This window comes from Streptomyces sp. NPDC096311, from assembly GCF_044763085.1.
GTDB lineage: Bacteria > Actinomycetota > Actinomycetes > Streptomycetales > Streptomycetaceae > Streptomyces.
The window spans coordinates 705,153-717,554 of the sequence record NZ_JBIWFN010000002.1; the positions used below are offsets into that span (position 1 = coordinate 705,153).

General features: G+C 71.1%; 10 protein-coding genes. 8 read left to right on the forward strand and 2 right to left on the reverse strand.

Translation table 11 applies throughout. The features are described from left to right. Positions 1-134 precede the first annotated feature (134 nt). Positions 135-2,249: a protein kinase gene (locus ACIRA5_RS07760; protein WP_403688366.1), complete on the reverse strand. Its 2,115-nt coding sequence runs from the start codon at positions 2,247-2,249 to the stop codon at positions 135-137. A gap of 232 nt (positions 2,250-2,481) precedes the next feature. On the opposite strand from ACIRA5_RS07760, the gene ACIRA5_RS07765 reads away from it, so the two are divergent. Beyond that, positions 2,482-3,207 (forward strand): LPXTG cell wall anchor domain-containing protein, encoded by a 726-nt coding sequence (locus ACIRA5_RS07765; protein ID WP_403688368.1) that lies wholly within the window; start codon positions 2,482-2,484, stop codon positions 3,205-3,207. Between the two features lie 68 nt (positions 3,208-3,275). On the opposite strand, the gene ACIRA5_RS07770 is transcribed toward ACIRA5_RS07765, so the two are convergent. Beyond that, on the reverse strand, positions 3,276-3,866 hold the full coding sequence (locus ACIRA5_RS07770; RefSeq protein WP_101405161.1) for a biotin transporter BioY: 591 nt from the start codon (positions 3,864-3,866) through the stop codon (positions 3,276-3,278). 508 nt (positions 3,867-4,374) lie between these two features. Here ACIRA5_RS07770 and ACIRA5_RS07775 point away from each other — a divergent pair. From ACIRA5_RS07775 to ACIRA5_RS07805, 7 genes are all read left to right on the forward strand, one after another. Then, the gene (locus tag ACIRA5_RS07775; RefSeq protein WP_403688370.1) at positions 4,375-5,580 is read left to right on the forward strand and encodes an ROK family protein; all 1,206 of its coding nucleotides are present in this window, start codon (positions 4,375-4,377) and stop codon (positions 5,578-5,580) included. 346 nt (positions 5,581-5,926) lie between these two features. Continuing rightward, positions 5,927-7,012: an ABC transporter substrate-binding protein gene (locus ACIRA5_RS07780; protein ID WP_403688373.1), complete on the forward strand. Its 1,086-nt coding sequence runs from the start codon at positions 5,927-5,929 to the stop codon at positions 7,010-7,012. 5 nt (positions 7,013-7,017) lie between these two features. After that, positions 7,018-7,869: an ABC transporter permease gene (locus ACIRA5_RS07785; RefSeq protein ID WP_403688375.1), complete on the forward strand. Its 852-nt coding sequence runs from the start codon at positions 7,018-7,020 to the stop codon at positions 7,867-7,869. Then, positions 7,845-8,582, forward strand: coding sequence for an ABC transporter ATP-binding protein (locus ACIRA5_RS07790; RefSeq protein ID WP_403688377.1), 738 nt, complete (start codon positions 7,845-7,847; stop codon positions 8,580-8,582). The genes ACIRA5_RS07785 and ACIRA5_RS07790 overlap by 25 nt, the downstream gene beginning before the upstream one ends. Beyond that, positions 8,579-9,913, forward strand: a complete 1,335-nt coding sequence (locus ACIRA5_RS07795; RefSeq protein WP_403688380.1) for an LLM class flavin-dependent oxidoreductase — start codon at positions 8,579-8,581, stop codon at positions 9,911-9,913. The genes ACIRA5_RS07790 and ACIRA5_RS07795 overlap by 4 nt, the downstream gene beginning before the upstream one ends. A gap of 11 nt (positions 9,914-9,924) precedes the next feature. Further along, entirely contained in the window at positions 9,925-10,815 is an 891-nt protein-coding gene (locus tag ACIRA5_RS07800) for a TauD/TfdA dioxygenase family protein (RefSeq protein ID WP_403688382.1), read from the forward strand. A gap of 150 nt (positions 10,816-10,965) precedes the next feature. Continuing rightward, positions 10,966-12,360 (forward strand): amino acid permease, encoded by a 1,395-nt coding sequence (locus tag ACIRA5_RS07805; protein WP_403688385.1) that lies wholly within the window; start codon positions 10,966-10,968, stop codon positions 12,358-12,360. Positions 12,361-12,402: the final 42 nt, after the last annotated feature.

Consider the following 12,402-nt stretch of genomic DNA (forward strand, 5'->3'; position numbering starts at 1 on the left):
CCCGGCGGCGGGCCGGCCCCGGGGGGGGCGGGGGTGGGCTCCCGCGGGGGGGGGGGGGGGGGGGGGGGGGGGTGGGGGGGGGGGGTGGGGGGGGGGGGGGCGGGGGCCCCCCCCCCCCCCCCCCCCCTCCCCGTTCACAGGGGCGTGAAGCTCTTCTTGACCGCGTCGTAGACGGGGAGCGCGGTCGCCTCGATGTCGGGGTGGTACCAGGTGCTGATCTCGTACGACGTGCCGCCGGAGCGGAAGCCGAGCAGTCGGACGTGCCAGAGCCTGCCCCTGGCCGTGACGGTGTACTCCCAGACGACCGCGGGCGCGCCGCGGAACGTGGTGCGCTCCAGGCGGATCCGGCGGTAGTTCAGGCCCTTGCTGGTGCCCACCTCCGCCTGCTGCCACTGCGCCAGCAGGTCACCCCGGGCCGGGGTCGCGTTGGCCACGATCTCCTGCGCGCGGTCGGGCGAGGTGTAGTGCACCTCGGAACCGCTCTGCGCCACCCGCTGCCAGCCCTGCGGCGGCACCCACGCATACAGTCCGGCCTCCTTCCGCGCGCCCGCCGGCAGGCTCGGCGGGCGTGACGTGCCGTCGACGGTGGGGGGTGGGGAGGAGGGGTCGGTGGAGGGGCCGGTGGAGGAGGTCTGCGCGGAGTTCGACGACGTCGACGAAGCCGATGGCGAGGTCGAAGTGGACGCGCCGGTCGTGTCGTGGGAGGAGCCGCCCGTCTGCGTCATGACGAGCCCGACGACCGTTCCCACGATCACCACACCACCGGCGGCGACCAGGCCCATCCGGCGCTGGCCCCGCCGTGGGACGGAGGGCACGGCGGGGCCGGGAAGTTCGCCCGGCGGCATGACCACCGCGCGGGAGACCGTGGTGTGCGTGGCGAGGGAGGGGGGTTCGGGAAGCGGTGAGGGTGCGCTGGGCTCGGGGGTGGGTGTGGGTTCGGGGGTGGGTGTGGGTTCGGGGGCGGGTGTGGGTTCGGGGGCGGGCACGGGTGAGGGTGCCGGCTCGGGGGCGGGCACGGGTGAGGGTGCCGGCTCGGGGGTTGGATCGGGCAGGGGGGCGGGCTGCGGGATGGCGTCCTGTACGGGGTCCGGCTCGGAGGCTGGTTCGGGGGGCGGCTCGGGGGCCCGCTGGGGCGGAAGGTGTTGCGCCGCGCGTATGAGGCTCACATCCAGGAGCGCGCGCGTGGGCGACTCCTGGTGGAACGGGGGGACGGGGGGCGGCGCGGCTTCCGGTGCCTCCGGCGACCCCGGCGACCCCGGCGACCCCGGCGACCCCGACGTCCCCAGCGCATCCGGAGCCTCAGCCGTCCCGCCCGCCTCCGACGTCTCGGATGCCTCTGGCGACTTGGACGCCTCCGGTACCTCCGCCATCTCCCGTGCCTCTGCCGCCTCCGATGGTTCCCGTGTCTCTGGCGCTTCCGGTGATTCTGGTGATTCCGCTGATTCCGCCGCCGGTTCGGGGACGAGCCCCGCTGCCGAGGACTCGGTCTCCTCCGGTCGGGGGAAGGCGATCGGGCGCAACGCCGTCTCGAGCTCAGCCAGACCCGGTCGGGTCGACGGCTCCTTCTCCAGCAGGGCGGCCAGGATCTCCCCCAAGTAACCAGCTGTGGAGGGGAGTTCGGGCTCCTCGTACAGGACCGCGTGCAACGTCGCCAGGGTGGTCGAACGGGAGAACGGAGAGCGGCCGCCGAGGGCCGCACAGAGCGTCGCCCCCAACGACCAGACGTCGGACGGCGGGCCCTGAGGGCGTCCGGAAACACGCTCGGGTGCCATGTAGTCCGGAGAGCCGACCAGCATCCCGACCATGGTGAGCGCCTCCGCGTCCTGGAGCGCGGCGATGCCGAAGTCGGTGAGGACGACACGATGCCCGCGCCGTTCGACCAGAACGTTGCCCGGCTTGATGTCCCGGTGGAGTACTCCCCCGGCGTGCACCTGGCGCAGGGCCGCGACCAGTTCGAGCCCGATACGGGCCGCGGTGGGCGGGTCGAGCGGTCCGTCCTCGACCACGAGTTGTTCGAGGGAGCGGCCGGCGACGAGTTCCATGACGATCCACAGCCGCTCGCCCTGGTCCACGACGTCGTAGATGCGCACGACATTGGGATGGTCGATCCGGGCCGTGGCCCTGGCCTCGCGCAGGGTGCGTTCGCGGCGGGTTCGAGTGTCCTCCGGGTCGAGTCCGTCGATCCGCATTTCCTTGACGGCGACCTGCCGGTCGAGCATTTCGTCGGTGGCTCGCCACACCCGTCCCATTCCCCCCTGGCCAATACTCTCGGCCAGCCGATATCGACCCGTCACCAATAATCCCGGAACACCACCACTCGCATTCCCCGTCAATCCCCTGCACCCCCTCAACACCCGCCACAATCGTCCGCCACAGCAGAAACACAATGGTCACACTTCATGCCGTACCAGCATAGTGCGGAGAAATCTTGTGGTACCTCTTCAAGTACTGCGAATTCAGGCGCAGCCAAGGGGGGCGAACATGAGTTCTCGTCACACGACGACCATCGCGGGATCGCTGCTCACGGCATCTTTCTCGGCCGTGATGATCCTTTCCTTCACCGCCGTCGCGGACGACCAGGGACCGGGGAGCAGCAAGGGGGGAAAGGCCATGGACGCGGCGCCGGCGGGGGTGAAGCTGACCACGCTGCTGCCCGAGAAGATCTCGGTGGACAACAGCTCGCACGAAACGGCACTGACCGCCACGGTGAAGAATGAGGGAACCAAGGACAGCGGAAAGATCCGGCTTTTGGTGGTCGGATTCGATGGCCTACAGGTCAAGAGCGTCAAGGGTTGTTCCGCCATGGCGGACAAGGATCTGCCCAAGGGTTCGAACAGTGGATTCGTGTGCGATGTCGGCAATCTCGCGGCCGGAAAGTCACAGTCGTACGCCGTCGCCGCGACCTTCGATCTGAGCAAGACCGGAAAGATCTGCCTGCCGGTGCAGGACGGCGACGGAAAGAAGACGTTCTGGCAGCAGGGACCGGTGCCGTTCGGTACGACGAACCCGTCGCCGAACGCTCCGGCCACTCCGCTGCTGCTCGACACCGAGAACAAGCCGGTGACACCCGGCGGCGACCAGTTGCCCAAGACCGGTGCCGGGAGTGACCTGCTGCCGCTCGGCGCGGCGGGGGCGGCGCTCGTCTCCGTCGGGGCGGCGGGAATGTGGTGGGCCCAGCGGCGGCCCCGCCGGCAGCCGCAGTCGTGAACGCAAGAGGCTCGCCGGGTCGTACTCGGAGTACGACCCGGCGAGCCTCTTGTGAGGGGACTGCGGCCTCAGCGGTTGAGGAACTTCCAGGCGGTCGGCAGGACGCCCATCGCCAGCGCCGCCTTCAGGGCGTCGCCGATCAGGAACGGGGTGAACCCCGCCGCGAGGGTCGCGCTCAGCGACATGCCGGTGGCGGCGGCCAGGTAGGGGAGGCCGACCGCGTAGATGATCGCCTCGCCCAGCAGCATCGTGCCCGCGGTGCGCAGGAACGAGCGGTCGGCGCCGCGGCGGGCGAGGGCGCCCACGGCGGCGGAGGCGAGCATCATGCCGAGGATGTAGCCGAGGGACGGGGCGGCGGTGCCGGAACCGCCGTCGGCGAACCACGGCATGCCGGCCATGCCGACGAGGGCGTAGAGCGCGAGCGAGAGGAAGCCGCGGCCCGCGCCGAGGGCCGTGCCGACGAGGAGGGCGGCGAAGGTCTGGCCGGTCACCGGGACCGGGGAGCCCGGTACGGGCAGGGAGATCTGGGCGGCGAGGCCGGTGAGGGCCGCTCCGCCGAGTACGAGGGTGATGTCCCTGACGCGGGAGGCCGGGAGCAGGTCGGCGAGGACCTCGCCGGGGCGGATGCCTTGGCGGGGGGTGGCGGCAGCGGTGCTCATGGGGACTCCGGCGGGTGACGGGGGGTCGGGACACGGTGACGCTATCCCAGGGGCGCGGGTGGATCACCGTGTGCGATCCACAAAGCGGGGATCCGGGACTTGGTGGAGCCCTTACAAAGGAGGCCGCATACACCTATCGGGGCGTGATGCTGGTCACTGAGGTGGGATGGTTTTGTCCGCGGAGAGGTCCGAGCGCGGCCTGTAGGGTCCCACCAATTCGCCCCGCTGGGCGTCTTCGTCCGTCTGCGGGTGGGTGGGGCTGGTCGCGCGGTTCCCCGCGCCCCCGAGACCTCGGGCGGACCGACGGTCGGCAGACGGCTCCTCTGGCCGGAATCGGGGGGAAGACCTACCCTTCAGGGCATGGTTGCCCAGGCTGAGAACTTCGCGTCGCGTCGCTATGTCGACCTGCGACGCCAGGGCACCGCCACCTGTCGCCCCGGGTAGGGCGGGCGGAGCGCATCCGGCTCGCCAAGACGCGACCGTTTCGGACACGCTCCTAGGAAGCGCCATGCCTCGTACCTCCCTGGCCCCCTCCCCTCCCGCGCCACCCCACCGCGCCACCGCCGGCGACCGCCGCCGCACCAGCGCCAGCGTCATCCTGCGCTCCGTCCTGGAACACGGCCCGGTCGCGCGCAGCACCGTCGCCCGGCTGACCGGCCTCTCCCCTGCCTCGGTGACCGACTACTGCGCCCGGTTCACCGCGCTCGGCCTGATCCGGGAGGCTCCGACGCCCCGGCAGTCGAACGGCGTCGGACGTCCCCACGTCCCCATCCACCTGGACGACTCCCGGTTCGTGGTCGGCGGGGTCCACGTGGCCGTCCCGTACACCACCGTCGCCCTGCTCGACCTGCGCGGCCGGGTCGTCACGGAGCGACGGATCGCCCACGACGACGGCACGGAGCCCGACGGCGTACTCGCGAACGCCGCCGCGGGGCTGGCCGCCCTGCTCACCGACCACCCCGGCCGCACCCCCCTCGGCGTCGGCGTCGCGGCCGGCGGCTGGGTGGACCGCGACTCCGGGACGATCGTGGAGCACGCGCTGCTCGGCTGGCGCGACGTCGACATCCGGGGCGCGCTCGGCACGCGGACCGGGCTGCCGGTCCATGTGGACGGGCACGCGCGGGCGTTGGTCAACGCGGAGCGGCTGTTCGGGCGGGCGCGCGGCAGCCGCAGCGTGCTGCACCTGTTCGTCGGCAACGTGGTGGACGCCGCCTTCGCCACCCACGACGAGGTGCACCACGGCCCCCGCTCCCAGGCCGGGGCGATCGCCCATCTGCCGTTGCCGGGCGCCTCGGAGCGGTGCGACTGCGGCCGGACCGGCTGCCTTCAGGCCGAGTTGAGCGAGCGGACGCTGTGCCGGCGGGCGCGGGAGGAGGGGGTCATCACCGCCGCCGACCCGATGCACGTGGTCGGCGCCGCGGCCGAAGGCGACCCCGTCGCCGTACGTCTGCTGCTGGAGCGGGCCCGCACGGTCGGGCGGGCGGCCCGGCTGCTGCTGGACGTGCTCAACCCGGACACGGTCGTCGTCGCGGAGGTCGGGACCGTGCATCGGGAGGACTGCCTCGGGGCGCTGCGCGCGGAGGTGGGTGCGGACCGGGCGACTTCCGTCCTGCCGACCAGTTTCCCGGAATCCGTGCTCGCCGTGGCGGGTGGATCGGTGGCACTCGACGTGGTGTACCGGGATCCGCTGGGCCTGTCACCGGGGACGAATTAATTCAGAAACTCGGAATGTTGACAGCGGTCGTACGAGGACAGGAGCATCCTCCTCATGAGCAGCTCGCGGGTGCAGGTTCCGCTGACCAAGTGCCGCGTCGTCGACCTTATGCGGGTCGCACGCACGCGTTGTTGCTGACGCCGGGTCACTGCCGCGTCGGCGCCTTGACCTGCTGCCGCGTTGACGCGCAGACGATCACCCGGTTTCTTCTGCCGCGCCCCCGGCGTGCGCCTCCTCTCTCCTCCATGCGCGCGTATTCCGCTTCTTTCACTTCCTCCCCCTGGTGAATTCCCCCTGCCCGGAATTCCGCGCGCATTTCCGCCACTTGGATCCCCGGAGTCCTCCCATGCCACCACTGTCCCCTTCGTCGTCCCCTTTCGCGCCCGGTGTGGACCGGCGGCTGTTCCTGTCCTCCCTGCTCGGCGTGGCCGCCGCGGCCGGACTGAGCGGTTGCGCGGGGGCCAGTGCCGCCGACAGCGAGTCCAAGGGGTCCCTGTCCGCCCCGCTGTCCGCCAAGGTCCCCTCCGGCACAAGCCTCAAGATCGCCTCGTACCAGAACGTCCAGCAGCTCCAGTTCAAGCTCGCGGGCCTCACCGACCTGCCGTTCACCGTCTCCAGCTGGGTGAACACCGGCGCCGGACCCGATGTCATCAACGCCTTCCGCGCCAAGTCCCTGGACGTCGCCAACAACGCGGGTATCCCGCCGATCCAGGCGCACTACCAGGGCTACGGCGCCAAGATCGTCGCGATCAACGTCACCCGTAAACCCAACTACCTCTTCGCGACCAAGCCCGGCAGCGACATCCACACCATCGCGGACTTCAAGGGCAAGAAGCTGGCGTTCTCCCAGGGTCAGGCCCAAGGCGTCGTCCTGCTACGGGCGTTGAAGCAGGCCGGGCTCGCGTACGACGAGGTGAAGCTGGTCCCGCTGACCAGCAACCAGTTCTTCACGGCCCTGCAGTCGGGCCAGGTCGACATCGCCCCGCTCGCCAACAGCCAGGCACCGGCGTACCTCAAGCAGTACGAGTCGAAGGGCGCCCGCGCGATCACCACCGACGTGGTCGACCTGCTCAACCTGCTGTGGGCGCCCACCTCCGTGCTGGCCGACCCGGCGAAGGCGGCGGCCGTCGCGGCGTACATCCCGCGCTGGGCGCAGGGGCAGGTGTGGGCGTACGAGCACCCGGACGCCTGGAACGAGGAGTTCTACGTCAGGACGCAGAACCTCACGCTCGCCCAGGCCCGGTCGATCACCGAGCTCGCCAACAAGCCGCTGTTCCCGCCGAGCTGGGACGAGGCGGTGAAGTGGGAGCAGGAGACCGCCGATCTGCTGGCCGAGGGCGGCTTCGTGAAGGCGTTCAAGGTCGGCTCGCTCTTCGACCGGCGCTTCGAGGGCATCGCGGCGAAGGCCGTCCCGGCGGAGTACCGGAAGTGACGGCCATGACGACCACCACGACCACGACCACCGTGCCGGTGACCGCCGCCGAAAAGACGCGTGCCGTACGGCGCAGGCGGCGCCGCGGCCTCGCTCCCGGCAAACGCCTGCCCGCCTCCCGGCTCGTCGGCCCCGCCCTCCTCCTCGCCCTGTGGGCGGCCGCCTCCGCCGCCGGACAGCTGGACCCGGGTGCGATCCCGGCGCCCTGGACGGTCTTGAAGACCGCCGGTCACCTGTGGACCGACGGCACGCTCCCCACCGACATCCGCACCTCCCTGGAACGTGCGGGATACGGCTTCGCGCTGGGCCTGACCGCCGGTGTGGTCCTCGCGCTGGCGGCCGGGCTCAGCCGGATCGGCGAGGCGCTGATCGACGGGACCGTGCAGCTCAACCGGGCGATCCCCACCCTGGGCCTCATCCCGCTGTTCATCCTCTGGCTGGGCATCGGCGAGACCTTCAAGATCGCCATCATCGCGATCGTCGTCTACATCCCGATCTACCTCAACCTGCACGCCGCGCTGTCCGGCATCGACCACCGCTATGTCGAACTGGCCGAGGTCCAAGGCCTGTCGAGGCTCCAGTTCGTCCGCCAGATCGTCATCCCCGGCGCACTGCCCGGCTTCTTCGTCGGACTGCGCCTCGGGGTGACCGGCTCCTGGCTGAGCCTGGTGGTCCTGGAGCAGATCAACGCCACCAGCGGACTCGGCTACATGATGTTCCAGGCCCAGAACTACGGCCAGTCGGACGTCATCCTGGTCGGCCTGCTGATCTACGGCGTCTTCGGCCTGGTCTCCGACAGCGCGGTCCGTCTCGTCGAACGGAGGGTGCTGTCATGGCGCCGCACACTCAGCAGCTGACCGCCGCCCCGGCCGTCCGACTCCGAGGTCTCAGCCGGTCGTTCGACGGCCGTACCGTCCTCGACGACATCGACCTCGACCTGCCCGCCGGACAGTTCACGGCCCTGCTCGGGCACAGCGGTTCCGGCAAGAGCACGCTGCTGCGGGCCATCGCGTGCCTGGATCACGAGGTCGTCGGAAGCGGCCGGCTCACCGCCCCGGAGCGGGTGTCGGTCGTCTTCCAGGACTCCCGGCTGCTGCCTTGGCTGCGGGTCCTCGACAACGTGCTGCTCGGCACGAACGGCAAGGAAGCGGCCGACAAGGGCCGCGAAGCCCTGGCCGAGGTGGGCCTGAAAGGCCGCGAACGCGCCTGGCCCAACGAGCTGTCCGGCGGCGAGGCCCAGCGCGCCGCCCTGGCCCGCTCGCTCGTCCGTGAGCCCGAACTCCTGCTGGCCGACGAGCCGTTCGGCGCGCTGGACGCGCTGACCCGGATCCGGATGCACGTCCTGATGCGCGAGCTGTGGGAGCGCCACCGGCCCTCCGTGCTGCTCGTCACCCACGACGTGGACGAGGCGATCGTGCTCGCCGACCGCGTCCTCGTGCTCGACCGGGGCCGGATCGGCCTCGACCTGACCATCGACCGCCCCCACCCGCGCTCCTACCGGGAGCCGGTACTGGGTGAGTACCGGGAGCGCCTCCTTGCCGCCCTCGGTGTGACGGAGGACCACGCATGACCCGCCGACTCCACCTCAACGCCTTCCTGATGAACACCGGCCATCACGAGGCGTCGTGGCGGCTGCCGGAAAGCGACCCGTACGCCCACGTCGAACTCGCCCACTACGTCGAGCTGGCCCGGATCGCCGAACGCGGCACCTTCGACTCCCTCTTCCTGGCCGACGGACCTCAGCTGTGGAGCAACCTGGCCCAACGCCCGGCCGGTGCCCTGGAACCGCTCACCCTGCTCACCGCACTGGCGACGGCCACCGAGCACATCGGCCTGATCGCCACGGCGTCCACGTCCTACAACTCCCCCTACAACCTGGCCCGCAAGTTCGCCTCCCTGGACATCATCAGCGGCGGTCGGGCGGGCTGGAACATCGTCACCACGGCCGGTGCGGAGGCCGCCCGCAACTTCGGCCTCGACGCCGAGCCCGCGCACGCCGAACGGTACGCGCGCGCCGCCGAGTTCCTGGACGTCTCGCTCAAGCTCTGGGACAGCTGGGAGGACGACGCGATCGTCGCCGACAAGGCGGCCGGCGTGTGGGGCGACGACGCCAAGATCCACCCGCCGCGCCACCAGGGCACGTACTTCAGTGTCGAGGGCGCCCTCAACGTGCCCCGCTCGCCGCAGGGTTACCCGCTGCTCGTACAGGCGGGGTCGAGCGAGGACGGCAAGACGTTCGCGGCGCGCTACGCGGAGGCGGTGTTCACCGCACAGCAGACCCTCGCCGACGCGCAGGCCTTCTACGCGGACCTCAAGTCCCGTACGGCGGCGGCCGGCCGGGACCCCGAGCACATCAAGGTGCTGCCCGGCATCGTCCCGGTGCTCGGCTCGACGGAGGCCGAGGCGCGGGCGAACGAGCAGATCCTGGAGGACCACATCGTGTACACGCACGGCGTGGACCGTCTGGAGCACCTGCTGCAGCTGGAGCCCGGAACCCTGGAGTTGGACGCCCAGCTCCCCGCGGACCTGCCTCCCGAGGCCGTCATCGAGGGCGCCAAGAGCCGCTACACCCTCGTCGTCGAACTCGCCCGCCGCGAACGGCTCACCGTACGGCAGCTGATCGGGCGGCTCGGCGGCGGGCGCGGGCACCTCACCTTCGCCGGCACGCCGGAGCAGGTCGCCGACGCGATCGAGGAGTGGTTCACGCGCGGCGCCGCCGACGGCTTCAACATCATGCCCGCCGTACTTCCCTCCGGCCTCGGTCTGTTCGTCGACCACGTCGTCCCGGTCCTGCGCGCTCGCGGCCTGCTCCGCACGGAGTACGGACCGCGCCGGACCCTCCGGGAGCGCTACGGCCTCCCCCGCCCCGCCAACCAGTACCTCCAGCCCGCTCTCGTCTGAAAGGACCCCGCATGTCCCTCGAGATCAGCAAGGTCACCGCGAACATAGGCGCCCGGGTCTCCGGCGTAGACATCTCCAAGCCGCTCGACGAGGAACAGGTCACCGCGATCCGCGAGGCCCTCAACGTCCACAAGGCCCTGGCCTTCGACGACGTGCACCTCGACGACGAGGGCCAGCAGGCCTTCGCCCGCCGCTTCGGCGACCTCACCACCGCCCACCCGACGGTGGCCGCCGTCGACGGCGCCCCGAACGTGCTCCCCGTCGACAGCGAGCGCGGGCGCGCCAACCACTGGCACACCGACGTGACCTTCGTCCTCAACCCGCCCCAGGCCAGCACCCTGCGCAGCATCACGATCCCGCCGTACGGCGGCGAGACCCTGATCGCCAGTTCGGCGGCCGCCTACCGGGACCTGCCCGCCCCGCTGCGCGCGCTCGCCGACACGCTGTGGGCCGAGCACACCAACGACTACGACTACGCGGTGCCGGACGAGCAGATCGACGAGGAACAGGCCGCCCAGCGCGCCCGGTTCACGTCCATCAAGTTCCGTACCGCCCATCCCGTCGTCCGGGTCCATCCGCTGACCGGCGAGCGCGGGCTGTTCATCGGCGGGTTCGCGCAGCGGATCGTCGGGCTGTCGGTGGGCGAGTCCCGCAAACTGCTCGACCTGTTCCAGTCGTACGTCACCCGGCCGGAGAACATCCTGCGCTGGCGCTGGTCCCCGAACCAGCTGGTCCTGTTCGACAACCGGATCACCCAGCACTACGCGATCGACAACTACGACGGCCGGCCGCGCCGCCTGCACCGGGTGACCGTCGCCGGTGACGTGCCGGTCGGCATCGAGGGCAAGGAGAGCTACTCGATCGAGGGCGACGCCTCGCACTACACGTCCGTGGCCGGGTAACACGCGCTGCACGTCCGTGGCCGAGTAAAGGAAATCTCACGCTCCGTACCGCGGGTGTCCGCATAGTGGGCAGCCTCTCCCCCTGAGCGGAGAGGCTGCCCAGACTGTGGGCGTTTTTGCCCACTCGCACGTAAGGGACCACCCGCTCTCATGTCCCGCACCACCCTCGACACCCCACCCACCGCTCCCGACGCACCCGCTCCGCTGTCCCACGGCCTCAAGCAGCGCCATCTGTCGATGATCGCCCTCGGCGGTGTGATCGGCGCCGGTCTGTTCGTGGGGTCCGGCGCGGGGATCGCCGCCGCCGGACCGTCGATCGTGATCGCGTACGCGGTCTCCGGTCTGCTGGTCATGCTGGTGATGCGGATGCTCGGCGAGATGTCCGCCGCCTATCCGTCCTCGGGCTCGTTCTCGGCGCACGCCGAGCGGGCGATCGGACCGTGGGCGGGCTTCACCGCGGGGTGGTCCTTCTGGGTGCTGCTCTGCACGGCCGTGGGGCTGGAGGGGATCGGGGCGGCGAAGATCGCCACCGGCTGGCTGCCGGGTACACCCGAGTGGGCCTGGGTCGCCCTGTTCATGGTGGTCTTCTGTGTCGCGAACCTCGCCGCCGTGAAGAACTTCGGCGAGTTCGAGTTCTGGTTCGCCGCGCTGAAGGTCGGCGCGATCAGCCTGTTCCTGGTGCTGGGTGTGCTGGCCGTCGCGGGCGTTCTCCCCGGCACCGACTCCCCCGGCGCCTCGAACCTCACCGGCCAGGGCGGCTTCCTCCCGCACGGCAGCGAGGGGCTGGTCGTCGGTCTGCTCGCGTCGGTCTTCGCGTACGGCGGTCTGGAGACGGTCACCATCGCGGCGGCCGAGTCGCAGAACCCGGTCCAGGGCGTCGCGCGCGCCGTCCGCACGGCGATGTGGCGCATCGCGCTCTTCTACATCGGCTCCATGGCGGTCATCGTCACGCTGGTCCCCTGGGACTCGAAGGAGGTCGTCGAGAAGGGCCCCTACGTCGCCGCCCTCGACCACCTGGGCATCCCCGGCGCCGGTCAGCTGATGAACGTGGTCGTGTTCGTCGCGCTGCTCTCGGCGATGAACGCCAACATCTACGGCTCCTCGCGCATCGCCTATTCGCTCGTGGAGCGTGGCCAGGGCCCGAAGGCCCTCGGCAGGGTCTCGGCCGGGGTCCCGCGGGTCGCGGTGCTCGTCTCCTGCGTCTTCGGCTTCGTGTGCGTGCTGCTGAGCTACTGGCGGCCGGACGACGTCTTCCCCTGGCTGCTGAACATGATCGGCGCGGTGATCCTGGTCGTGTGGATCTTCATCGCGGTCTCCCAGCTGCTGCTGCGGCGCCGGGTGGAGCGCGAGGCGCCGGAGAAGCTGGTCGTGCGGATGTGGCTGTTCCCGGCGCTGACCTGGGTGGCGCTGGCCGGCATGGCCGCGATCTTCGTCCTGATGGCCCGGCAGCCGGACACCCGGGTGCAGCTGTACTCCACGGGCGGGATGACCCTGTTCCTGGCGGCCGTCGGATACGCCTGGCAGCGGGCACGCGCGGCCCGCTGACCGTTCCGGCACCCCGGCCAGCCGACCGTTCCCGCTCCCCCG

Bases quoted from the DNA above. Each gene is read 5' to 3' on its own strand.
- ACIRA5_RS07760 (WP_403688366.1), bottom strand. From the start codon at position 2,249: ATGGGACGGGTGTGGCGAGCCACCGACGAAATGCTCGACCGGCAGGTC.
- ACIRA5_RS07765 (WP_403688368.1), top strand. From the start codon at position 2,482: ATGAGTTCTCGTCACACGACGACCATCGCGGGATCGCTGCTCACGGCA.
- ACIRA5_RS07770 (WP_101405161.1), bottom strand. From the start codon at position 3,866: ATGAGCACCGCTGCCGCCACCCCCCGCCAAGGCATCCGCCCCGGCGAG.
- ACIRA5_RS07775 (WP_403688370.1), top strand. From the start codon at position 4,375: ATGCCTCGTACCTCCCTGGCCCCCTCCCCTCCCGCGCCACCCCACCGC.
- ACIRA5_RS07780 (WP_403688373.1), top strand. From the start codon at position 5,927: ATGCCACCACTGTCCCCTTCGTCGTCCCCTTTCGCGCCCGGTGTGGAC.
- ACIRA5_RS07785 (WP_403688375.1), top strand. From the start codon at position 7,018: ATGACGACCACCACGACCACGACCACCGTGCCGGTGACCGCCGCCGAA.
- ACIRA5_RS07790 (WP_403688377.1), top strand. From the start codon at position 7,845: ATGGCGCCGCACACTCAGCAGCTGACCGCCGCCCCGGCCGTCCGACTC.
- ACIRA5_RS07795 (WP_403688380.1), top strand. From the start codon at position 8,579: ATGACCCGCCGACTCCACCTCAACGCCTTCCTGATGAACACCGGCCAT.
- ACIRA5_RS07800 (WP_403688382.1), top strand. From the start codon at position 9,925: ATGTCCCTCGAGATCAGCAAGGTCACCGCGAACATAGGCGCCCGGGTC.
- ACIRA5_RS07805 (WP_403688385.1), top strand. From the start codon at position 10,966: ATGTCCCGCACCACCCTCGACACCCCACCCACCGCTCCCGACGCACCC.